The sequence below is a fragment of the Nocardioides panzhihuensis genome (assembly GCF_013408335.1).
In the GTDB taxonomy this organism is placed as follows: domain Bacteria; phylum Actinomycetota; class Actinomycetes; order Propionibacteriales; family Nocardioidaceae; genus Nocardioides; species Nocardioides panzhihuensis.
On sequence record NZ_JACBZR010000001.1, the window covers coordinates 3,987,729 to 4,010,217 of the forward strand.

General features: G+C 68.4%; 22 protein-coding genes and 2 tRNA genes. 10 read left to right on the forward strand and 14 right to left on the reverse strand.

Annotation, left to right across the window (positions count from 1 at the left end; translation table 11 throughout):
* Complete coding sequence (locus BJ988_RS18875) at positions 1–894, forward strand: MerR family transcriptional regulator (RefSeq protein ID WP_179659483.1); 894 nt, start codon at positions 1–3, stop codon at positions 892–894.
* Positions 895–908: 14 nt separating this feature from the next.
* Here the strand turns inward: BJ988_RS18875 and BJ988_RS18880 are convergent, their stop codons facing one another.
* The 4 genes from BJ988_RS18880 to BJ988_RS18895 form a co-directional block, all read right to left on the reverse strand.
* Positions 909–1,679, reverse strand: a complete 771-nt coding sequence (locus BJ988_RS18880) for an enoyl-CoA hydratase/isomerase family protein (protein ID WP_179659484.1) — start codon at positions 1,677–1,679, stop codon at positions 909–911.
* A gap of 283 nt (positions 1,680–1,962) precedes the next feature.
* Complete coding sequence (locus tag BJ988_RS18885; protein WP_179659485.1) at positions 1,963–2,436, reverse strand: nucleotidyltransferase domain-containing protein; 474 nt, start codon at positions 2,434–2,436, stop codon at positions 1,963–1,965.
* Between the two features lie 52 nt (positions 2,437–2,488).
* Entirely contained in the window at positions 2,489–2,740 is a 252-nt protein-coding gene (locus BJ988_RS18890; RefSeq protein WP_218860972.1) for an ABC-2 transporter permease, read from the reverse strand.
* 128 nt (positions 2,741–2,868) lie between these two features.
* A complete protein-coding gene (locus BJ988_RS18895) occupies positions 2,869–4,062 on the reverse strand; it encodes a PucR family transcriptional regulator (protein ID WP_179659486.1) in 1,194 nt (397 codons plus the stop codon).
* Positions 4,063–4,215: 153 nt separating this feature from the next.
* On the opposite strand from BJ988_RS18895, the gene BJ988_RS18900 reads away from it, so the two are divergent.
* From BJ988_RS18900 to BJ988_RS18910, 3 genes are all read left to right on the forward strand, one after another.
* Positions 4,216–5,013, forward strand: a complete 798-nt coding sequence (locus BJ988_RS18900; RefSeq protein ID WP_179659487.1) for an SGNH/GDSL hydrolase family protein — start codon at positions 4,216–4,218, stop codon at positions 5,011–5,013.
* A complete protein-coding gene (locus tag BJ988_RS18905) occupies positions 5,010–7,187 on the forward strand; it encodes an alpha/beta fold hydrolase (protein ID WP_179659488.1) in 2,178 nt (725 codons plus the stop codon). The genes BJ988_RS18900 and BJ988_RS18905 overlap by 4 nt, the downstream gene beginning before the upstream one ends.
* Before the next feature lie 168 nt (positions 7,188–7,355).
* Positions 7,356–8,492, forward strand: coding sequence for an alkaline phosphatase PhoX (locus BJ988_RS18910; protein WP_179659489.1), 1,137 nt, complete (start codon positions 7,356–7,358; stop codon positions 8,490–8,492).
* Between the two features lie 69 nt (positions 8,493–8,561).
* Here the strand turns inward: BJ988_RS18910 and BJ988_RS18915 are convergent.
* Positions 8,562–8,635: transfer RNA gene (locus BJ988_RS18915), tRNA-Met, on the reverse strand.
* 157 nt (positions 8,636–8,792) lie between these two features.
* Here BJ988_RS18915 and BJ988_RS18920 point away from each other — a divergent pair.
* Both BJ988_RS18920 and BJ988_RS18925 read left to right on the forward strand, forming a co-directional pair.
* Positions 8,793–10,343 (forward strand): MFS transporter, encoded by a 1,551-nt coding sequence (locus BJ988_RS18920; RefSeq protein WP_179659490.1) that lies wholly within the window; start codon positions 8,793–8,795, stop codon positions 10,341–10,343.
* 36 nt (positions 10,344–10,379) lie between these two features.
* The gene (locus tag BJ988_RS18925; RefSeq protein WP_246321523.1) at positions 10,380–10,922 is read left to right on the forward strand and encodes a TetR/AcrR family transcriptional regulator; all 543 of its coding nucleotides are present in this window, start codon (positions 10,380–10,382) and stop codon (positions 10,920–10,922) included.
* A gap of 53 nt (positions 10,923–10,975) precedes the next feature.
* Here the strand turns inward: BJ988_RS18925 and BJ988_RS18930 are convergent.
* The 6 genes from BJ988_RS18930 to BJ988_RS18955 form a co-directional block, all read right to left on the reverse strand.
* Positions 10,976–11,049: transfer RNA gene (locus tag BJ988_RS18930), tRNA-Met, on the reverse strand.
* A 79-nt stretch (positions 11,050–11,128) separates the two neighbouring features.
* On the reverse strand, positions 11,129–14,029 hold the full coding sequence (locus tag BJ988_RS18935) for a UPF0182 family membrane protein (protein WP_179659491.1): 2,901 nt from the start codon (positions 14,027–14,029) through the stop codon (positions 11,129–11,131).
* Positions 14,026–14,637, reverse strand: a complete 612-nt coding sequence (locus BJ988_RS18940) for a PPA1309 family protein (protein WP_179659492.1) — start codon at positions 14,635–14,637, stop codon at positions 14,026–14,028. Before BJ988_RS18940 ends, BJ988_RS18935 begins: the two co-directional genes overlap by 4 nt.
* Positions 14,634–15,680, reverse strand: coding sequence for a YlbL family protein (locus BJ988_RS18945; RefSeq protein WP_179659493.1), 1,047 nt, complete (start codon positions 15,678–15,680; stop codon positions 14,634–14,636). Before BJ988_RS18945 ends, BJ988_RS18940 begins: the two co-directional genes overlap by 4 nt.
* An 84-nt stretch (positions 15,681–15,764) precedes the next feature.
* Entirely contained in the window at positions 15,765–16,001 is a 237-nt protein-coding gene (locus BJ988_RS18950) for a hypothetical protein (RefSeq protein ID WP_179659494.1), read from the reverse strand.
* Between the two features lie 200 nt (positions 16,002–16,201).
* Positions 16,202–16,639, reverse strand: coding sequence for a molybdenum cofactor biosynthesis protein MoaE (locus BJ988_RS18955; RefSeq protein WP_179659495.1), 438 nt, complete (start codon positions 16,637–16,639; stop codon positions 16,202–16,204).
* A 57-nt stretch (positions 16,640–16,696) separates the two neighbouring features.
* Here BJ988_RS18955 and BJ988_RS18960 point away from each other — a divergent pair, with 57 nt between their 5' ends.
* Positions 16,697–18,049, forward strand: coding sequence for a zinc-dependent metalloprotease (locus BJ988_RS18960; RefSeq protein ID WP_179659496.1), 1,353 nt, complete (start codon positions 16,697–16,699; stop codon positions 18,047–18,049).
* Entirely contained in the window at positions 18,046–18,585 is a 540-nt protein-coding gene (locus BJ988_RS18965; RefSeq protein ID WP_343051684.1) for an NUDIX hydrolase, read from the forward strand. The genes BJ988_RS18960 and BJ988_RS18965 overlap by 4 nt, the downstream gene beginning before the upstream one ends.
* Here BJ988_RS18965 and BJ988_RS18970 read toward each other — a convergent pair.
* Positions 18,582–19,394 carry a helix-turn-helix domain-containing protein gene (locus BJ988_RS18970; RefSeq protein ID WP_218860975.1) on the reverse strand — a complete coding sequence of 271 codons (813 nt, stop codon included), beginning with the start codon at positions 19,392–19,394 and terminating at the stop codon, positions 18,582–18,584. The genes BJ988_RS18965 and BJ988_RS18970 overlap by 4 nt on opposite strands.
* Positions 19,395–19,468: 74 nt before the next feature.
* Here BJ988_RS18970 and BJ988_RS18975 point away from each other — a divergent pair, with 74 nt between their 5' ends.
* Positions 19,469–20,050 (forward strand): dihydrofolate reductase family protein, encoded by a 582-nt coding sequence (locus BJ988_RS18975; protein ID WP_179659498.1) that lies wholly within the window; start codon positions 19,469–19,471, stop codon positions 20,048–20,050.
* A 43-nt stretch (positions 20,051–20,093) separates the two neighbouring features.
* On the opposite strand, the gene BJ988_RS18980 is transcribed toward BJ988_RS18975, so the two are convergent.
* Together BJ988_RS18980 and BJ988_RS18985 are read right to left on the reverse strand one after the other, a co-directional pair.
* The gene (locus BJ988_RS18980; RefSeq protein WP_179659499.1) at positions 20,094–20,645 is read right to left on the reverse strand and encodes a M48 metallopeptidase family protein; all 552 of its coding nucleotides are present in this window, start codon (positions 20,643–20,645) and stop codon (positions 20,094–20,096) included.
* Positions 20,646–20,656: 11 nt separating this feature from the next.
* The gene (locus BJ988_RS18985; protein WP_179659500.1) at positions 20,657–21,682 is read right to left on the reverse strand and encodes a PHP domain-containing protein; all 1,026 of its coding nucleotides are present in this window, start codon (positions 21,680–21,682) and stop codon (positions 20,657–20,659) included.
* A 593-nt stretch (positions 21,683–22,275) separates the two neighbouring features.
* Between BJ988_RS18985 and BJ988_RS18990 the strand changes: the two genes are divergently transcribed.
* Complete coding sequence (locus BJ988_RS18990) at positions 22,276–22,434, forward strand: DUF5679 domain-containing protein (RefSeq protein WP_091051197.1); 159 nt, start codon at positions 22,276–22,278, stop codon at positions 22,432–22,434.
* The last annotated feature ends 55 nt before the right edge of the window (positions 22,435–22,489 follow it).

Sequence of the window (22,489 nt, forward strand, 5' to 3'; positions counted from 1 at the left end):
ATGTACACCATCAAGCACGCGGCGCAGCGGGTCGGCATCACCACCGCGACGCTTCGTGCCTGGGAACGCAGGTACGGGGTCATCACGCCGCACCGGTCCGAGAGCGGCTACCGCCTGTACGGCGACCACGACGTCGCCGTGCTGCTCTCGATGAAGCACCTCGTCGACCAGGGCTGGTCGGTCGGCCTGGCCGCGGCCGAGGCGGTCCGGATCGATCGCGAACACCCGGCTCCCGACACGACCCCGAGGTCGCCGGACAGCGGTCGTCCCGCCCAGCCGCTCCCCGCCCTCGCGGAGAGACTGACCGCCGCCGCATCAGCACTCGACACCACCGACCTGGCCGCAGCCCTGGACCAGGTGTTCGCTCTCGGCAGCTTCGAGACGGTGATGACCGACCACGTCTTTCCCGCCCTGGGGATGCTCGGCGATGCCTGGGCGGACGGCCGGGTCAGCGTCGCCGGCGAGCATCTGTCGTCGAACGCGGTGATGCGGCGTCTCGCCGTCGCCTACGAGGCGGCGGCCACCCATGGTCACGGCCCTCGTATCACCCTCGGGCTGGCTCCCCACACCCGGCACGAGATCGGGCTCTTCGCCTTCGCCGTCGCCGCCCGACGCCGCGGCATGGACACCGACTACCTGGGTGCCGACCTTCCCCTCGACGACTGGCTCGGCGTCGTCGACGATCCCGATCTCGCCGCCGTCGTGCTCGCGATCCCCACCACGGCCGACATCCCCTGCGCCGACGAGGTGATCACCGCCCTGTGCGACCGCCGCCCCGATCTCGTCGTGGCCGTCGGCGGCGCCCAGCAGGCCCACGCTCCCGAGCCCGCCTTCCGCCTGGGTCACGACATCGCAGCCGGCGCGGGGATCCTCGCCGCCGCCATCTCCCGCTAGCGACGCAGGCCGGCTCAGCGCCCGAGCACCGCGCGGAGCCGTCCCACCTGGGCGGTGCGCTCGGCGAGGCGCTGCTCGTCGAGGCTCCGGCTCGACGCAGCCGCCAAGAGCTCGTGCGTACGCCGCACCGCGGTCGCGTCGTGAGCGACGAGCGACCCGACCAGGTCGGTGAGCGTGGAGTCCAGCTCGGCCGATGGCACCACGCTCTGCGCGAGACCGATCCGCTCGGCCTCCGCAGCACCCACCTTGCGCGCGGTGGCGCAGATCTCGAGCGCTCGGCCATAGCCCACGGCCTCGACCAGCGGCTTGGTGCCGGCCAGGTCGGGCACCAGCCCCAGCGCAGGCTCCTTCATGCAGACCCACGCGTCCTCGGCCATGATCCGCAGGTCGCAGGCCAGCGCCATCTGGAAGCCGGCACCGATCGCGTACCCGTCGATGACGGCGATCGAGATGAACCTCGGGTCGGCCAGGGCAGCAAACGGGCGCTGATACTCACCGATCAGATCGATGACCTCCTGATCGCTGCGCGCCAGCGTCGCGACCAGGCTTCCCGGCACCTCGGTCTCCCCCGGGTCGACCAGCGACAGGTCAAGCCCCGCGGAGAAAGTGCCGCTGGCCCCGCGCACCACCACGATCCGCACCTCATCCGGAAGCGACTCGAGGAACCCCGCGATCGCCGCCCACATCGCCGGATGCTGGGCGTTGCGTACGTCAGGACGATCCAGCAGCACAGTCGCCACCACACCATCGATGCTCAGAACGACACCTGGTTCGTTCATGTTCATGGGTTTGCCGATCCGTTCAGGGAGGAGTACGTCTGACGACGCATCACCAAACCTAGAGGGCGCGGATATGTCTGACACCAGCGGTGCCTAGGCATCCGGGAGCATCGTCCCGGCCTCGGCAAAGAGCCCACGTAGCGAGGCCTCCCAGGCAGGTAGGTCATTTGCGAGCGTCAACCACGTGAGCTCACGGCGAGGTATGCATCCCTGCCTCGACGAACGATCTCGTCGGTCCGCACGAGCCACGCCTTAATGTGCAGCACCTCCTTGGCTCCCTTGAGATCCATCAGAGCAACACCGCATCACGTCGTACGTCATCATCAAGCCTCGGCTTCAGACCGCCGTAGTCGACCAGGTCAACCTCTCGTCCGAGGATCTGCTCGAGCACCCTCTTGAACCGGATGAACCCGAAGGACGACGTTCCTTCGGGCGCCTCGACGATCAGATCTATGTCAGAGTCGAACCGCGCCACACCACGAGCCACCGATCCAAAGACCGCGAGGCGGCGGTAGCCCGCATCGTCGGCGACACTCCGGAGGACCGGCCCAGCCGCCTCGACCAGATCTGCGGGGTGAAGCCGTGCCAGGTCCCGTGCCACCTTCAACTGCTGACTGACCGCAGGCTGACTCACGCCGAGCTCGGCGGCGATCTCCCGCTGACTCATCCCCGAGGCCACCATCGCACGCAGCGCGAGCCCACGCCGAAGCCGCGCGACCTCCTCGTCGTGTCGCGCTTGGCGGTACGCAACCAACACCGTCATAAGGTCGCCTTATCAGGACATCGTGCCGCACCGGTTCCCGTCCGCTGTCGACTCAGATGGCGATCTCCGGGCGCACTCGGGTGAGCCAGCCTCCCAGCGCCACTCTCAGCGGAGTCTGGTTGGCGGCCAGTGCGCGGGTCGAGATCGGCCGGACGAGCAGGAACAGGACGTACCCGCCGATCCACGCACCCAGGGCGAGGAAGAACGGCGCCAGACCGGCACCGTAGGAGGAAGCCTTCGCCTCGGAGACCGAGTCGATGGCGACCGCCACCGCGGTCTCTCCCCCGCGCAGCGTCAACGACACGATCCAGACGCACCCGGACGCATCACCGCCTAGGGCGATCTCATCCGCAAGACGGCCGTCTCCGCCTGCACATCCATGCCCACGGTCCCATCATCGAGCGATGTGTGGTTCCACAGGCGCACCCGACGTCACTCGAGGAAGCGTCGCACCACCAGGCCGGCGCGTGCCAGGTGGCTGCCCTGAGGGTCGGTGGCATCGATGCCCGTGAGCTTGTGGATGCGCCGGAGACGGTAGTCGAGCGTGTTCGGGTGCACGTGCAGCGCCTCGGCCGTCTCGGCGCGGCGCCCGGACGCGGCGACGTAGGCGGTCAGTGTGTTCAGGAGGTCCGGCTGGTCGTCGAGCGGCCGAAGGAGATCCGCGAGTACGTCCCGGGCCGCCCCGGGACGGGTCACCTGCACCTCCAGCGCCAGCTCCGCCATCTGGTGGACACCCGTGGCGAGTCGGAGGCGATGGGCAACCTCCGCACAGTCCTTGGCCGCCGTCACGGCGGAAACGGTGGCCTCGGCACCCTCGGCGTGCGCGAGCCCGGCATGCCAACGGCCCGGGAGCACAGAGCCGAGGGCACGGCGTACGTCCGAGGCAGAGATGCTCCCGCGCAGCACCATCAGGCCGCCGGTCGGGGTCAGGGAGTCGAGGATCTCGTGACCGCTCAGCTCGACGAGCGCCTCACGCACGGCCCGGGCCCTCCTCCTTGCCTCCACCGTCACCGTCACCTCGTGCGGATGACGAGGTGCGCGCACCCAGAGATGCACCAGCGTCCGGTGGAGCCACGGGACCAGGCCGGCACCGTGCCACATCTCCGGGGAGTCCTCGCCGACGACGAGCCGGGCGAGCAGCTGGTCGCGCACCGCGCGGTCGCGGCCGGTCATGGCCGTGACCGTCTCGACGTAGACCTCGGTGACAGCAGTCGTGACGAGCTCCAGATAGCGCAGCACCAGGGACCCGATGTCGATCAGCTCGTCGACGTCGTTGGCATCGACCAGGGCGGCGGTCTCCTCCCAGCAGATGCGGAAGCCGTTGTAGTACGCCGACAGCACCGCGGGGAGCGGGATCTGCTCCTCTGCCCGCACACGCGCGGAGCGCAGCATCGCCTCGAGATCGATCCTCTCGGGCGTGCGCCCTTCGCGCAGCAACCGCCTGAACATCTCGAGGTTGAGCCGGATCACCTCGGCGATGTCATTTTCCAGCTGGTCACGCGAGAGCTGCTGGTAGAAGGGCACATCGGACGCGAGCCGCTCCATCGTGGTGTCGACCATCCCGGGGAGGTGGGCGGCAAGGCGAGACCGCAGGTTCGGCCGCGAACGGAAGGGCATGCAAGGCATGACGGGATCGTGACCCACCTGGCCAGCACCCCGCAAGCGTCGTTGTGAACGGACACAGCCAACCGCGACGAAGTTCGGGAAGCATGACGATTCCGCTGGACGGCGGCGGTCCCTAGCGTGAGCGCACATCCCCGACAGCCCTGGAGGTTTGCCATGCTCAGGCTCCCCGTCCGTACCGCGATCGCCCTGGCAGCGTTCACCCTGGCGACACCGCAACTGTCGGCGGCCCAGGCCGCCACCCCCGACGAGTACGCCGGTCTCGGCGACTCCTACTCCGCCGGCAACGGTGCCTACAGCTCCAATCTCGACGTGGGCTGCGGGCGCAATACCTACGCCTACCCCTACGTGGTCGCCCAGGCACGGCCGAACACCCACCTCACCTTCGTCGCCTGTCAGAGCGCGGTCACCGACGATGTGGTCAGCTCCCAGGTCAACTCGCTCTCCGCCGACACCGACTACGTGTCGATCACGATCGGCGGCAACGACGTGGGCTTCGCGAACCTGATCTTCAACTGTGCCGGCAGCTTCTCGTTCAACTGTGAGAACGCGGCCAACGACACCAAGGCGAAGATCACCAACGAGCTGCCGGCCAAGCTGGATCGTGCCTACGCGGCGATCCGGGCAAAGGCTCCGAGCGCGACCGTGGCCGTCCTCGGCTACCCGCGTCTGTTCGGCAACGACCTCAGCTGCGCCGCGGCTGACGGCATCACCGCGCAGGAGGCCGTGTGGGCCAACGAGATCAGCGACATGCTGGACACGACGACCGCGGACCGGGCCGCAGCCGCCGGCTTCAGCTACAAGAGCTCGATCGCCTCCTTCACCAAGCACGACGTGTGCGCTGTGACGCCGTACGTCAACGGGAAGTCATGGAGCATGGCGGACGGCTACCACCCGACGAGGGCCGGCTACTCCCAGGCCATGGCACCCGCTGTCCGGGCGGTGATCGGATGAGCCCCCGGGCGTCCCGCCGCGCGGGCCTCGCCGTCGCCCTGGCCGTCGCCCTGGCGACGCCGGCAGCCCCGTTGCTGACCGGACCCGCCTCCGCAGCGACGCTGACCGGCCAGGTCTGGGCCTCCGACCTGCCGTTCGTCTCGTCCGTCAACGGCAACGGCCCCGTCGAGCGTGACGAGTCCAACGGCACTCAAGCGGCCGGCGACGGCCGTACGATCTGGGTCGGCGGCAAGAGTCACAGCAAGGGCCTGGGCGTCCACGCAGACTCGGCGGTGCGCTTCGACGTCGGTGGCAGCTGTGAGTACTTCCAGTCCGAGGTCGGAATCGATGACGAGGTCGGCGACAAGGGCAGCGTCGTCTTCTCGGTGGTCGCCGACGGCGTCCAGGTCGCGCAGACCAAGACCGTGACCGGTTCGATGGAACCGATCACGATCTACGCCGGCATCGACGGCGCGCAGACCGTCGACCTGCTCGTCTCCCAGGCAGAGGGCGGCGCCGCGTACGACCACGCCGACTGGGCCAGCGCGAAGTTCCGCTGCTCCGGCGACGGTACGGCACCGGCGGCGACGACCCCGGCCGCTCCGACGACGTCCGTCTACGCCGGCAACTGGCCGTTCCTCGGCACCCCGAGCAACGGCTGGGGGCCGGTCGAGCGCAACCAGGAGAACGGCGAGGAAGCAGCCGGCGACGGCGGCCCGCTCAAGCTCAACGGCGTCACCTACACCAAGGGGCTGGGCGTCCACGCCGGTTCGATGGTGAGCTATCACCTGGGCGGCGGCTGCTCTGCGTTCACCGCGAAGGTCGGCGTCGACGACTCCCAGGGCTGGCTCGGCTCGGCACGCTTCCGTGTGTTCGCGGATGGCGTCGAGGTGGCAGACACCGGCAAGATGCTCAACGGCACCGCCACCAAGACGATCTCCGCGACGACCGCAGGAGCACGACGGCTCGACCTCCTGGTCGACGACACCGGCGACGGGGTCGACTACGACCACGCCGACTGGGCCGACGCCCGGCTGGTGTGCGGCAACGACGCCACGGGCGCTGCGTTCTACACCCCGCCCTCGACGCTGCCTGCCGGCAGAGGCACGTTGGTACGCACCGAGCCGTCGCAGTTCTGGGTCACCCCGTTGAAGATCACGCCGGTCGACGCCACCGCAACCCGGTTGATGTACACCTCGACCGACCGCAACGACACCTCGATCGCGGTCACCGGCCAGCTCGTGGTGCCCAACAAGGCATGGTCCGGCAGCGGGTCCCGGCCGCTGATCGCCTACGCGGTCGGCACCCAGGGTCTCGGCGACGAGTGTGCGCCGTCACGGCTCTCCGACGGCGGAGGCCTGGAATACGAGAACGTCTTCCTCGCCGGCCTGCTCGCCAAGGGCTACGCCGTCGTGGTGACCGACTATCAAGGCCTGGGCACGCCGGGTCTGCACACCTACATGAGCCGTGAGGTCCAGGCCCGGGCCGTGCTCGACTCGGTACGGGCTGCTCGCAACGTGTCTGGCTCGGGGGTCACCTCCTCGACCCCGGTCGCACTCATGGGCTACTCCCAGGGCGGTGGCGCGGCCGCAGCGGCAGCCGAGATCGCTCACGGCTACGCCCCCGACCTGAATGTGGTCGGGGTCGCCGCCGGCGGGATCCCCGGAGACCTGCTCACCGTGGCGGACAAGCTGGACGGCAGCTTCGCCGTCGGCTTCCTGGCCTACGCGGTGCTCGGTGTCGGTGAGGCCAGCTATGGCATCGATGTCAGCACGTTCCTCAATGCCCGCGGCTCCACGCTGATGGACGCCGTACGCGAAGAGTGCGTGGTGGAGACGGTGCTGAAGCACCCGTTCGTGCAGTCGAGCACCCTGACGAAGGACGGTCGCAGCCTGCCGCAGACGCTTCGCGACCCGCAGTACGCGACGATGTTGGACGAGCAGCGGATCGGCAACGGGCGCAAACCGACGATCCCGGCCTTCGTCTACCACAGTCAGACCGATGACGTGGTGGCCTACGCGGCCGGCTATGACGCAGCGAAGCGCTGGTGCGCCCAGGGTGCGACGGTGTCGTTCCGCCCTGGTCTGGCACCGGGGCACGTCGGGGGCGCCTTCGGGTTCCACCCGTACGCCCTGAGCTTCCTGGACGCGAGGTTCCGCGGCGAGCCATCCACGTCCACCTGCGCCACGATCTGACACAGCTGGCCGGGTCTCGATCGTGGGGCCCGGCCACGCCTTTGGCGGGAAGGCTGTGGGTCCGGATGCGTCGAGCATTGTTCGCCCTGAAGACGCCTTGACGGAGGTACCGATCTCTAGCGTATGTCGCGCATCCGTCCCACTGCCGAGTCTCCAGAGGACCCCACCATGGATCGTCGCAACTTCCTACGTGCCGCCGTTGTCGGCGCTGGAACCGTCGCCTTCGGGTTCAGCGTCACTCGTCCCGCCATCGCCTATCCCGCCAAGACCGGACCGAGCCCCTACGGGAATCTCCTCGGCGCCGACGCCAACGGCATCATGCTGCCCCAAGGGTTCACCAGCAGGGTGGTCGCCCGCTCGACGAGGACTGTCGCGAACACCGGGTACACCTGGCACAGCGCCCCTGACGGCGGGGTCTGCTTCGCCGACGGAACCGGCTGGATCTACGTCTCCAACTCGGAGATGAGCAGCGGCGCCGGAGGCGCGAGCGCGCTCAAGTTCGACGGCAACGCCAACATCACCAACGCCTACCGCATCCTCGGCAACACCACCCGGAACTGCGCGGGCGGGCCGACACCGTGGAACACCTGGATCTCGTGCGAGGAGCACGACACGGGCTACAGCTGGGAGACCGACCCGTGGGGCGTCAAGACCGCCGTCCGACGCGCGGCGATGGGCCGGTTCACGCACGAGGCCGCAGCCTGCGACCCGGTCCGCAAGGTCGTCTATCAGACCGAGGACAAGAGCGACGGCGGCTTCTACCGCTTCGTCCCGACCACCTGGGGAGACCTGTCCGCCGGGAAGCTGCAGGTGCTCACCACGAACCTCACCTGGGCCGATGTCCCCGACCCGGACGGCTCGCCCACGCCCACGCGCGACCAGGTGTCGAACATGAAGCTGTTCAGCGGCGGTGAAGGCGCCTACTACCGCAATGACATCTGCTACTTCACCACCAAGGGCGACAACAAGGTGTGGGCCTACAACGCCGCCGCCAACACCCTCGACGTGGTCTACGACGACAACCTGACCAGCAACCCACCACTCACCGGCGTCGACAACCTCACCGGTGCCGGGGCAGGAGACCTCTACGTCGCCGAGGACGGCGGCAACATGGAGATCTGCATCATCACCCCCGACGACGTCGTGGCGCCGTTCCTCCGGGTCACGGGGCAGAGCTCGTCGGAGCTGTGCGGCGTGGCGTTCAACCCGGCCGGCAACCGCATGTACTTCTCCTCCCAGCGAGGTACGAGCGGTTCGTCCAGCGGCGGCATCACCTATGAGATCAGCGGGCCTTTCCGCTCGTGACCGACCGGACCACATAGCCCAGAAAACCACGAAGGCCCGGACCTCTCGGTCCGGGCCTTCGTCTTGGAGTAGCGGGGACAGGATTTGAACCTGTGACCTCTGGGTTATGAGCCCAGCGAGCTACCGAGCTGCTCCACCCCGCGTCGCAAGAGGAACACTACCGCGAACTGAACCGAACCCCAATCTGGGGACCTGTGACCTCGACAACCCCGGAGCCGCGGCTCTCCTTGTTTTGACTTAGTTGTACGATCGTACAACTAGTACTTTCGTACAACTATCGATCTGAACGAGGTGTTGTGGATGGCAGTGGGAACTCCCGCGCGGGCAGGGTGGCGCGAATGGGCCGGCCTTGCCTTGTTGGCCTTGCCGACCGTGCTGTTGGGACTGGACGTGACGGCGCTGTATCTAGTCGTGCCGAACCTGACCGAGGACCTTGATCCCACCGCGTCCGAGACGTTGTGGATCATGGACGTCTACGGCTTCTTCATCGCCGGGTTCCTCATCACGATGGGGACGCTCGGGGACCGGCTCGGGCGGCGCCGGTTGCTGATGATCGGCACGGTCGCGTTCGGCGCAGCCTCCGTGATGGCCGCCTTCGCGCCGACGGCGATGTGGCTCATCGTGGCGCGCGCCCTCCTCGGTGTCGCCGGGGCCACGTTGATGCCATCGACGTTGTCGCTGATCACCAACATGTTTCCCGACCTACGACAGCGAGCGTTGGCGATCGGCGTATGGGCCACGATGTTCGCCTTGGGCATGGCAGCCGGACCGGTGGCGGGTGGCGCACTGGTCGCAGCGTTCTGGTGGGGGGCCGTCTTTCTCATCGCAGTGCCGGTGGCGGTGCTCGTCGTCGTCGGAGCGCCCGTCCTGCTTCCAGAGTTCCGCACCAGAGCGGGTCGGCCCGACCTGCTGAGCGTCGGGCTGTCTCTGGCAGCGATGCTGCCGACCATCTATGCGGTCAAGCACCTGGCCGCGGAAGGCATCGACCTTCAGGTGATCATCGCGATCATCGCCGGCGGCATCGGAGGTGTCGCCTTCATCCGACGCCAGCGACACCTGACAGAGCCGCTGCTGGATCTGAGCCTGGTCACGAGCGGCGCATTCTCCGCGGCTCTGGCGGTCTTGCTGCTGGGCCTCATCGGATTCGGCGGGGCGATGTTCCTCGTCACCCAGTTCCTTCAGCTCGTCGCGGGGCTCTCCCCCACCGCGGCCGGCATGTGGATGGGGCCGCCGGCGCTGGCCATGCTCGTCGGCGCCATCGGCGCCCCGCTCGTCGCCCGCCGCGTCTCGCCCGGGATCGTCATGTCGGCCACCTTGGCCGTCTCGCTGTCCGGGTACGCGCTGCTGGCCCTGGCCGGGCCAGGCAGCAAGCTGAGCGTGGTCATCGGCTTCGGACTGGTCTACCTCGGGCTCGGGGTCGTCGCCGCACTCGGAACCGACATCGCCGTGGGCACGGCACCGGCCGACAAGTCCGGAGCCGCGGCCGCGCTGTCGGAGACCGTCCAAGAGCTCGGCGTGGCGACAGGCGTGGCGCTCCTGGGAAGTCTCGCGGCGGCGGTCTACCGAGCCAGGGTCGAGGTTCCCCCGGGGCTGTCCCCCGCAGCAGCCGCGAAGTACCAGGACAACATCTCAGGCGCACTCTCCCTCGAAGGCGAGCTCCCGGCATGGGCAACGGACCACGCACAGGCCGCATTCGTCAGCGGGCTCAATGCTGCCGCCCTGGCAGGGGGCATCGGCGTCGCCGTCGCTTCGCTGGCATGCTTCATCACGTTGCGACGCCTGCGACCTCTCGGTGACCAGGGCGGGCAGGAGACCAGCACCTCGATGGATGAGGTGATCAGCGAACGATGACGGCGGTGAGTGGCGAAGATGGCGGACGAGCACGGCATGACGGATGGACGCAAGCTCCGCGGCCAGCGCCGTCGGGCGCAGATCATCGAGGCGACGCTCGCCGTGGTCCGTCGCGACGGGGCCGCCGGCGTCACGCACCGCACCGTCGCCAAAGAGGCCGGCATCACCACCAGCCTGACTCTCTACTACTTCGCGACGCTGGACGACCTGCTCGTCGCCGCCCTGACCAGCGTCACCGACGAGTACACCCGACGCATCCGCGAACTCATCGACGCGGATCCCGACCCTGTCGTCGGCCTCGCTGAGCTGATCGCCGAGTCCGCCGGCTCTGGTCGGGAACGCGCGCTTGCCGAGCGGGAGCTGTCGACGTTGGCGGCCCGCCGGCCCGCGCTACGGCCGGCGGCCCGGCGGTGGCGCGAGAACGTCGCCGAGCTCGCGCGGACCCAGACGAGCAGCAGCGATGCCGTGGCCGCCGTCGTGGCTCTCTCCGACGGTCTCTGCGCAGCGATCCTTCTCGACGACGACCCGACACCGGACCACGACCACATCAGCGCCATCCTTCGCGCGGCACTGAGCTGAGCCCTCGAAATCGAAGAAGCCCGGACCAGATGGTCCGGGCTTCTTCTTTGGAGTAGCGGGGACAGGATTTGAACCTGTGACCTCTGGGTTATGAGCCCAGCGAGCTACCGAGCTGCTCCACCCCGCGTCGCAAGAACAACATTACCTGCGGGGGAAACGGATCCCAAATCGGGGATGTCCATCGGCTCGACCACCGGCGGCCGGCGTCAGCCGCCGGAGATGAGGTCGGCGGCCTGATCGACCTTGTCCTGCGCCTCGGCGATGAGCCGCTCGCGCTCGGCGTAGTCGCCGGACTTGCCGGCCTCGTCCGCCTGGGCGAACAGCGTGCGCGCATCCTCGAGAAGCTGGCCGACCTCGCCCGGCGATTCACCGGAGGGTGGCTTCGTCTCAGCTGGCTCCTCTTCTTCGGGATCCGAGGTGGATGGGGGCGTCGGTGCGACGCCGGTCAGCGCGACCTCCAGGGCCTCGCTCAACGTCGAGCCGTAACCGACCCTGCCGTCGTAGGAGACCAGCACGAAGGCGAGCTGGGCGTAGCCGGAGGTGGAGGCGGTCGCCCGGCGGGCGTAGATCGGCTCCACGTACAGGATGCCGTCCTTCGCCGTCGGGTAGGTGATCACCTGGCCCCAGACCGGCGCCGAGCCGGAGCGGTTGAACGAGGCGACCTCGTCGGCGATCGCCTTGTCCGTTCGGAACTCGTTGGAGACCATGCCCGGGCCCTGGGTGTCCTCGGGGAAGCCGGTGGTGATCCGGATCTTCCCGTAGTTCTTCGAGGTGGCGTCCGAGTCGACCGACATCATGGCCGCCAGGTTGGGGCGGTTGTAGGGCACGAAGGTCGACGTGAGCGACCAGCGAGCCGTGCCCGAGCCGTCGTCGAGGAACATCCGGTAGGGCGTCTGCTGGTGGTTGTCGTCGTTCGGGTCCTCGGGTACGGCCCAGCGCTCGTTACCGGAGAAGAAGACGTCCGGGTCGGAGACGTGGTAGCGCGCCAGCTGGTAGCGCTGCACCTTGTAGAGGTCCTCGGGGTAGCGAAGGTGCTCCATCAGCTCCTTCGGGATCGACGACTTCGGCATCACGGTGCCGGGGAAGGCCGCCTGCCAGGTCTGCAGGATCGGGTCCTCCTCGTCCCACTCGTAGAGGGTGACCGTGCCGTCGTAGGCGTCCACGGTGGCCTTCACCGCGTTGCGCATGTAGTTGATCTCGTCGGTCGGCAGCGTCTGCACTCCGGCCGAGGTCTGGGTGGCGTCGTCGGTCATCGAGGCGAACGAGTCGCTCGCCGACTGCGGATAACGGTCGGTGGTGGTGTAGCCGTCGACCACCCACTGGATCCGCCCGCCGACGATCGCTGGATAGACGTCGTCGTCGAGGGTCAGCCACGGCGCGACCTTCTGCACCCGCTCCTTCGGAGAGCGGTCGTAGAGGATCTCGGAGTTCTCGTTGACGCTTGAGGAGAGCAGGAAATTTGTGGAACCGAACTGGATGGCGTACATCAGCTGGCGGAAGTTGGACCCGATCGGGACCCCGCCGGCACCTTCGTACGTCGTCCGGGTCTCGCCATCCTCGGAGTTGTAGTCGAGCTCGACCGCCTTGCTCTTGCCGGCCTTGCCGACGATCGAGTAGTCCGGGGAGTCCTCGCCGAAGTAGACCTTGTCCTGGAACTCGCCCTGACCGGAGGTCAGGTCGTGCTGGCCGGTGCGGTCACCCTCGGCCCACTGCATCTGGTTCGACTCGGTCTTGTCGTCGGCGCCACGCATGTTGGCGTAGGAGGCGATCACGCCGTTGGAGTGGGTGTAGACCGTGTGCAGGTTGGTCCAGGTGCGGTCGGAGTCGGAGATGCCGGCCTGGTTGAGCTCGCGTACGCCGAGCACGACCGCCCGCTCCTTGCCGCCGACCTCGTAGGTCGAGATGTCGAGCGGCTCGTGCACCGAGTAGTAGGAGCGACCCTGCTGGACCTGCTCGAACTCGCGGTGGACGACGGTGGAGTCGACGATCGGCAGCGAGGAGGCCGTCTCGTCGAGCTTTTCGGGCGAGGCGCCGTCGGCCTCGGCCTGCGAGGCGTACTTGGTTATCTCGAGGTCGTCCTTGGCGATGCCGTAGGCCTCCTGGGTGGCCTTGATGTTGGCCGCCAGGTAGGGCTTCTCCTTGTCCTGCTCGCTCGGCCGGACCTGGAAGCCCTGCACGACCGCGGGCCAGATCATGCCGATCAGCAGCACCGAGATCGCGAACAGCGAGATCGCGATCGAGGGCAGCTGCCAGCTGCGCCGCCACATGTTCAGGATGAAGAGGATCCCGCAGATCACCGCGATCGCGAGCAGGATCTGGTTGGCCGGGAGCACCGCGTGCTCGTCGGTGTAGGTCATCCCGTCCAGGCGAGGCCCCGAACCGTTGACCAGGTCGTAGCGGTCGACCCAGTAGTCGAGCCCCTTGACCAGCAGGATCAGGCCGAACATGGCACTGAGCTGGACCTGCGCCGAGCGAGTGAACCGGTCGCGCTGAGCGGTGAGCCGGATCCCGCCGTAGACGTAGTGGACGATCATCGCTCCGATGGTGCCGAGGATCAGCCCGGTCAGGGCGAAGTTGACCAGGTAGTGCCACCACGGCAGATCGAAGATGTAGAAGCCGACGTCCTTGCCGAAGAACTGGTCCTTCTTGTCGAAGTCACGCCCGTGGCGCCACATCAGATACGTGCGCCACTGGCCCGAGCCCGAGAACCCGGCGAAGATCCCCGAGACGCCGGCGATGCCGATCAGCAGCCAGGTGCGGATCGGGGCGATCGCGTCGCGGTAGCGGTCCATACCGCCGATGTCGTCGGCCGGGTGGAAGTAGGGGCGGGTGCGGTAGGCGAGCGCCGCAGGCAACCCGATCAAGATCGCCATCAGCACACCGAAGATGACGAAGAGCGCCGTCCGCGTCCAGAAGACCGTGCCGAAGACGCTGCTGAAGTCGATCGCGTCGTACCACAGCGCGTCGGTGTAGATCGCCGCGAAGGCGCTGATGCTGAAGAAGAGCACGATCACCGATACGGCCGCGATCGCCAGCCAGCGGTTGCGACCGGTGCTCTGGGTGCGCGCCGGCGCCTGCGCCGGGTCGTCGTCGTCAAACAAGCTCATCGGTCGCCCTCGCTGTCCGGGATCTCCTCGAGGGGAGTCTCCTCCAGAGTGACACGCAGCAGTTCAAGCAGCTCCGGGACCAGGTCGACGCCGCCGATGACCGACTGGTCGTCGTCGTGCGCCTTCAACCTCAGCGCACAGTACGTCGCACCAGCACGTGTCGCACCGGCCACGATGCGTACCTCTTGCCGGTCGGGGTGTGCCTTGGCGAACTCGGCGGCCGCCTCGGCGTCCTCAGGGATCTTCCCGTCTGCGTCGGGCGGCAGCACCAAGCGCTCGACGACCGCGGCGCAGCCGGTGACGCCTTGCGGCCAGGCGGTCGTCTGGAGGACCTCCTCCAGCTGGGTCGTGACCGGGATCTGATCCTGCTCGATCGGGGTCAGCGACCCGTCCTGGTCGGGAGCGTCCAGGCCCATCATCGTGGCGAGCGCGGGCTCGGCCTCGACCAGCGCGGCGGTGTCGACGAGCGCGAAGAGCCTCGCCGGTCCGTCCCAGCCCTCGCCGGCGACGTGGGCCTCGATCTCGAGGACCGCCGTGGCCAGCGCGGGGTCGGTCTCCAGGTCGAGTCCGCGGCTGAGCTCAGGCGTCGGCTCAGGGGTGTCGTTCACTTCGTGCTCCCACAGGTCGGCAGCTTGGCATTGGGGTCCTCGGTCCAGGAATCGATGGCCTCGATGGCGTCATCGAGAGTCTCCACACGGGTCAGGCGCATGTCACCGTTCGCAGCGCCCTCGACGTCTTGGCAGTTGCCGGCGGGCACCAGGAAGAGCTCGGCTCCGTCCTCGGCCGCACCCGGGATCTTCTGCTGGATCCCGCCGATCGGGCCGACGTTGCCGTCACCGTCGATGGTGCCGGTGCCGGCGATCTTCCGCTCGTCGGTCAGCGAGTCCTCGGTGAGGGTGTCGTAGACCGAGAGCGCCATCATCAGCCCCGCGCTCGGCCCGCCGATGGCCGGGTCGAGGGTGATCTTGATGTCGTAGGGGAACTCGTAGGTCGCCCCCAGCGAGACACCGATGTAGGCCTTGCCGTCCTTCTCACCGGTCTTGACGGTCTCGGTGCGCTTCTTGCCGTCGCGCTCGACGGTCATCTCGACCGTGTCTCCGGGCTCGACCTTCTGCACCTCGGTGACGACCTCCTGAGGAGTGTCGACCGCCTGGTCGCCGACCTTGGTGACCACGTCGTCGGCCTTCAGCTTGCCGGCTGCCGGCGCGTCCTTGGCCACCTCGGCGACCGAGACCTCGTCGACGTCCTCACCGAGCTTGGTCAGCGCCGCCGCGATCGCCGCGTCCTGGGCGCTGGCCATCTGCACCTGCCCGGCCTCACGGTCGTCCTCGACGGTGCCCTGGTCCGGGTAGGCGACCTCGCGCGGGTAGACCGCCTCGGTGTCGCTCATCCACGCGCCCAGCAGGGTCCACAGCCCGAGCCTGGCCTCGCGGGTGGTCTCGGAGACAGTGGTCATCCGCAGCTGTCCCTCGTCGTCGTAGGTCTTGTGACCCTCGACCTGGACGATGTCCTTGCCGTCGAACTCGCCCAGGACGTTCACCGTCGGCCCAGGGCTGTAGATCGTGTAAGGCAGCGGAACCACCCACGCGATCACGATCAGGGCGACGACGAGCGGCAGGGCGATGAGACCCGCCAGGGTGCGCTGCGTCATAGCGTCACCTTCTCATTCGAGACAAACAGGTGAACGAGGGTGGGTCTCGACAAGCTCGGGGCCACTTCGTTCAGACCCCGCAACCTAGGAGGCATCGCGGTTGACACGAACCGCGAGCCCGGTCGACCTGTCGGGCGGCGGCTGGGGCGCTGCGTACTTCTTCGAGCGCTCGCGGGTCTTGGTCTTCTCCAGCGCGATGCCGAGGCGGCGTACGACCTCTTCCCGGTCCTCCTCGCGCCCCTCACGTCCCAGGAAAGCGACCCAGGCCATCGCCAGCACGGTGATGACCGCAGAGGGTACGAGCCAGAGCAGGATGTCCACGATCAGAGCTTGCCCGTGGACTCGGCGTCGAGCCAGGCGCTGTCCAGTGCGCGGCATGGCAAGGCGGAGGAGGGAGGCGGCCCGGGGTTGGCCGTCGACCGACGACAACGCCGCCAGGACGCGTGATGGGCGGCGCCTGGCCGGCGATCCGAGTTCATGGACATGCTCTTAATCGTATTTGGTGTCGCCAACAGCGCGCATCAGGGCGCGCCGACCCACTCGTCCGTGCCGTCGGCGAAGACCTGGTGCTTCCAGATCGGGACCTCGGCCTTGAGGGTGTCGATGAGGTCGCGAGACGCGGCGAAGGCCTCGCCGCGGTGGCCGGAGGCGGTGGCGACGATGACCGCGATGTCACCGATGTCGAGGTGACCGGTGCGGTGGACGGCGGCGACGCCCGCGACCCCGTGGTCGGCGGCCACCTTCTCGGCGACCTCCGTCAAGCGCGCGAGGGCGGTCGGGTGGGCCTGATAGTCGAGGCCGGTCACGCCCTTGCCGCCGTCGTGGTCGCGTACGCGGCCGACGAAGAGGGTCACCCCGCCGGAAGCGTCGTCGTCGAGAGCGTCCATCACCTCGGTGACGTCGAGCGGGGTGTCCCGGATGTCGAGGAGCTTCACGGCGCCCTTCTTAGGTTCAGCCATGAGATACAGACTAGTCCTTGCAGACGGTGGGCTTCCGTAACCGCGTAGGCTGGAGACATGAGTCAGACCCCAGGTGGCCCCGACGAGCCGGAGGAGCCGGAGAACCCGTTCAAGGGCACGCCCTTTGAAGCTTTCTTCGGTGGTTTCCCGATCGGCGGAGTCGGCGGCGGCCCCGGCGGCATGCCTGACCTGAGCCAGATCTTCGGTCAGATCCAGTCGCTGCTACAGCCCTATGACGGCCCACTGAACTGGGACGTCGCGATGGACCTTGCCCGCAAGGTCGCCGCATCCACACCCGACCCGACGCCTTCTCAGCGACAGAAGGACGCGGTCGCCGACGCGATCCAGCTGGCCGACCACTGGCTGGAGGAGACCACCTCCTTCCCCGCCGGTGTGAAGTCCGCCACCGCCTGGTCGAAGGCGGAGTGGCTGGTCAACACGCTGGACGCGTGGAAGCCGCTGATCGAGCCGGTCGCGGCCTCCACGGCGAGCGCGATGAGCGGGCAGCTCCCCGAGGAGATGAAGGCCCAGATGGGTCCGATGATCGGGTTCGTCGGCAAGGCGATGGGCGCGTTGTACGCGAACCAGGCCGGCACCGGCCTCGGCCATCTCGCTGGCGAGGTCATCTCGGTCTCCGACATCGGCATCCCGCTCGCCGAGTCCGGTCAGGCCGCGCTGCTGCCGGTCAACGTCGAGCCCTTCGCCGAGGGCCTGGGCGTCAGCACCGACGACGTGCTGCTCTTCCTGGCCCTGCGTGAGGCGGCCCATCAGCGGCTCTTCGCGGGAGTGCCGTGGCTGCGCGACCATGTCGTCTCGGCCGTCACCGACTACGCGCAGGGCGTAGAGCTCAACATGGAGACCATGCAGCAGCGGATCGAGGAGCAGATGCGCGGCCTCGACCTCTCCGCGATGCAGGACCCCACGCAGCTGCAGAACATGTTCGAGGAAGGCATGTTCGAGGTGCCCGACTCGCCGGTGCAGAAGGCTGCGCTGGAGCGGCTCGAGATCGTGCTGGCGCTCGTCGAGGGTTGGGTCGACGAGGTCGTCGCCCTGGCCACCGCCGACAAGATGCCGGTTGCCGCCCAGCTGCAGGAGGCCGTACGCCGCCGCCGGGCTGCCGGCGGTCCGGCCGAACAGACCTTCGCGACCCTGGTCGGCCTGGAGCTGCGACCGCGGCGGCTGCGGGACGCGGCCGCGCTGTGGGGCTCGCTGCGCACCCGGCAGGGCGTCGAGGCCCGCGACGGCGTCTGGATGTCCCCGGCGCTGCTGCCCACCTCGGCCGACCTGGACGACCCGCTCGGCTTCCGCGAGGGCGCCGAGGCTCCCGACGTCGAGTCGATCGACTTCGACGAGGAGCTCAAGAAGCTGCTCGGTGGCGACAGCGACACTCGCGGAGACTCGGAGGAGTGAGTCTGCACGCCGACGCGCTCGCGATGCTGCGAGCGTGGGCAGCGCCGTCCGACTCGCAGGAGGTTCTGCGGCAGCGCTATGTCGCTCACCTCGAGACGAACCCTGAGGGTGTCTTCAAGCCGTGCGTCCCCGACCATCTGACGGCCTCGTGCCTGGTGGTCTCGCAGGACGGCGCGCAGGTCCTGCTGACCCACCACCGCAAGGCCCGGCGCTGGTTCCAGTTCGGTGGTCACCTCGAGCAGGGGGACCCCACGCTGTGGGCCGCGGCTGCCCGCGAGCTGCGCGAGGAGTCGGGTGTGCCAGACCTGGAGCCACTGCCTGGCATCGTCCAGCTCTCCGAGCACCCGGTCCCCTTCTGTGCTCCGTCCGGTGACGTCCACCACCTCGACGTACGCTTCGTGGCCGTCGCCCCCGCGGGTGTGGCTCCGGAGGTGAGCGAGGAGTCGCTGGACGTGCGTTGGTGGCCCGTCGACAGCATTCCCGACCCCGACGAAGACCTCCTCGAGCTGGCCAAGCTCGCCCAGGCTCGCCTCTAGCCCGGGGCTCTCCCGAGTGCGGTGTGAGCGGTCGGCCGACGGGTGAGGGCGAGCGCGGCGGGCGGTTCACCGGCGTACCGGACGACGTCGCGGGTCAGGTGGCTCTGGTCGGCATAGCCGTGACGGGCCGCGATCTCGGCCACGGTCAGCCGGCCGAGGTCGGCTACGGCGCGCTCGAAACGTACGACGCCCGCGGCCGCCTTCGGGGTGAGCCCGACGGTGCGTTGGAAGCAGGTCGTGACATAGCGGTGACTCCATCCGGTCTCTGCCACCAGGTCCCGGATGCGCACCTGACCTCCGGACTCGGCGATCCGCTCCCACAACCACGACGCCAGCGGGTCGACCGGACCGACTGCTCGCGCCAGCAGGATCGACTGGACCAGGTCGAACCTTCCGCGCCACGTGACTGCCTCCGCGAGCTGCTCCTCGAAGGACGGTCCGAGCTCCGGGACCAGATCCGCGGCGGGCACCACCCGGCCGGCCACCTCACGTCCCGGGACACCGAGCAGCCGGGAGACGCCGATCGGCGTCAGGTAGACCTGCACGCAGGCGTGGCTACGCCCGGACCGGGTCGCGACCGGCCCGGGCATGAAGCCCGACAGGAACGACCCGTACGTCCCGACGCCCTCCCCCGCGGCGACGTCGACTATCTCGAACGGATCCCCGAAGGAGACGATCAGCGGCAGCAGGGTCCCCGCCGGCTGACGCCGCTCGAGCGGCGCGGCCGACCGCTCACGGAAACCGACGATGCCCGCCACCAGACCCTGCAGACCAGGGTGGGTCGGCAGTCGTACGATCTCGCGGGTCACGCCCGTCATACCTCGATGATCGCCGGTCGATTTCGTTCAAGCCAGCCGATTCGAGAAACGCGCAGACTGTCGCCATGCGAAGACTTGCGATCGTGGAGTTCCTGAGCGTCGACGGAGTGATGCAGGGGCTGGGCTCCCCCGACGAGGACCGGGACGGCGGATTCGAGCACGGCGGCTGGGGCATGCCGTACGGCGCGGCGGTCGGGGAGGTGCTCTCCCCCGACGTCGGAGCGCAGACCTCGGCGTACGTCCTGGGGCGGCGGACCTACGAGAAGATGGCGGCCTTCTGGTCGACCCAGCCCGACACGGACCCGATGGCGGCCAGTCTCAACTCCACTCCGAAGTACATCGCGACCCGCACTCTCGGCGACCTGACCTGGAGCGGTGCAAGCGTGCTCGAGGGAGACGTCATCGAGGCGGTCGCCGGCCTCAAGGCCGAAGGGTCCGGAACCATCGTCTCGCTCGGGAGCGGAGACCTCGTCCGTCAGCTGATGAGCGCCGGGCTCGTCGACGAGCTGCGGCTGTTCGTGCACCCGTTGCTGCTCGGCACCGGCAAGCGACTCTTCGGTGAGCTGCCGTCGCCGTGCTCGCTGCACCTTCAGGACGTCACGTCGACGAGCCTGGGCACGGTCGCGCTCACGTACGCCGTGAGCTAGACAGCGCGCAGGCGCAACACGCGGCCGCTACCTGCGCGGTCACTCAGTCGATCTCGTCGTCGTCCTCATCGTCGTCCTCGGAGCCTGGCGGGGCCGGGAGCCTGGCCGCCGCAGACCAGCCGGCCAGGTAGCCCTTGGCGCGCTCGGCCTGGGGGTAGCGGTCGACCCAGGCCCAGAAGGCGTCATTGTGCTTGGCCTCGAAGAGGTGGGCGAGCTCATGGACGAGCACGTAGTCGATGACCCAGGCCGGCATGCCGCGCAGCCGGTCGCTGAGCCGGATCGAGCGGTCGCCCGGGGTGCAGGAGCCCCAGCGGCTGTTCTGGTTGTCGACCCAGCGCACGGAGTCCGGCTTGGCCAGACCGCCGAAGTACTGGTCGCTCAGGGCGACAGAGCGCCGCATCAGGTCGTCGTCGCTGGGCTTGCGGCGCCGCTCGGCCTTCTCCAGCCGGGCGACCATCTGCTCGACCCACTCGGACTCCTCGCGCTGCGACATCGCGGCCGGGATCATCACGATGATGCGGTCGCCGTCACGGTAGGCAGAGACCGTACGCCGACGCCGCTTGCTGCGCCGCACCTCGATCTCCGGGCCGTCCATAGGACCAGAAACTACCTGTTCGCCCAGGCCAGCAGGCGGTCACGCGGCCAGGTGTTGACGATCCGTTCCTCTTCGATACCCGCCGCTTCGGCTCGTTCGCAGCCCAGGACGAGGAAGTCGAGCTGCCCCGGAGCGTGTGCGTCCGAGTCGATCGAGAAGAGGCAGCCGATGTCGCGAGCGAGCTCGAGAAGCTTGGTCGGCGGGTCTCTCCGCTCGGGCCGCGAGTTGATCTCGACCGCGACCTGGTGCTCGGCGCACGCCTCGAAGACCTTGCGCGCGTCGAACTGACTACCCGGCCGGGTGCCGCGGTTTCCGGTGACCAATCGGCCGGTGCAGTGGCCGAGCACGTTCATCCGGGTCGTGGAGACCGCCGTGACCATGCGCCTGGTCATCTGCTCCTTCTCCATCTTGAGCTTGGAGTGGACGCTCGCGACCCGGAGCTCGAGCTTGTCGAGCATCTCGTCGGTCTGGTCGAGGCTGCCGTCGTCGAGGATGTCGACCTCGATCCCCTTCAGCAGGGTGAACCCGTGTCCGGCGAGATGGTCGTTGACCGCGTCGACCACGCCGAGCTGGCGCTCCAGGCGGGAGACGCTGAGACCGTTCGCGATGGTCAGGCGCGGGCTGTGGTCGGTGAGCACGAGGTAGTCATGGCCGAGCTCGATCGCGGTGAAGGCCATCTCCTCGATCGGCGACCCACCGTCGGACCAGTCTGAGTGACTGTGCAGGTCGCCCCGGATCCGGCTCCGCAGCCCGTCCCCTGCGCCATCGGTGGTCAGCGGCCCGCCGTGCGCCCCCTCGGTGTCCTGCAGCCGCTGCGGAACCTCGCCGCGCGCCGCCTCGGCGATGACCTTGGCCGTGCTCGCCCCGACACCGCTCAGCTCGGTCAGGGTGCCTTCGTCCGCCCGGCGGCGGATGTCGTCGTCGGAGAGGGAAAGGATCGCTGCCGCCGCGGCGCGGAAGGCCTTCACCTTGTAGGTGTCCTCGCGGCCGCGCTCGAGCAGGAACGCGATCCGACGCAGGGCCGCGACGGGGGACAACGCCTCGCCTACCAAATCTTCCTCCAACTATTTTCCCCTCCACAGCCGGTCGAGAATGCTTTTCGCAGGTCAAGGTCTTGATTCCACCAAACATTCTCCACCCGCACACCATGGTTACTCACAGGAACGGACGTTTCATCCACCGGATGTCCCCAAGCAAAGCCGGGTTCTCCACATCTTGTCCACAAGGCTCGCGGAGTGGGACGTTGACGTGCTCCGCCATCCTCTTTAGGTTCGATGTCAGTGGGACCCCCGGCGCCGCCGGACGGCCTTCGCAAGGGGAAGGCGAAGGACGATCCAGGCACCGGGGGTCCCTCCACATTTCCGAGCGACCGATCTCCGCGACTCGATCTCCGCCACTCGGTCTCCGCGACGCACTTCTGCAATGCCGTCGCGAGCGCCTTCGATGCTCCCTCGAAAGCCCCGAATCCCCCGGTATCACGCCAACACGCCGAGACTCGCTCGATAGCCCGTGTTGCCGCCGCGAGCGTCGCGTGTCGTAGGGTCGAAGAGGCTCGCCACGGCGAGCCTCCGGCGGGCTTCCCTGACCACCCCGTCGCGACGACCAGTTACATAGAGGCAAGGAGGCCGTCATGGCGGAGACCTGGAGCGGCGAGTTCTACTGCGTGAAGTGCAAGGAGAAGCGCGAGGCGACCGGTGAGATTCGGGTGAACGACAAGGGCACCAAGATGGCCAAGGCCGTCTGCCCCGTCTGCAGCACCAACCTGAACCGCATCTTGGGCAAAGCCTGATCACTCAGTTCATCCTGAGCCCACGCGGCGGCGTCCCCGGCATGTCCGGCGGCGC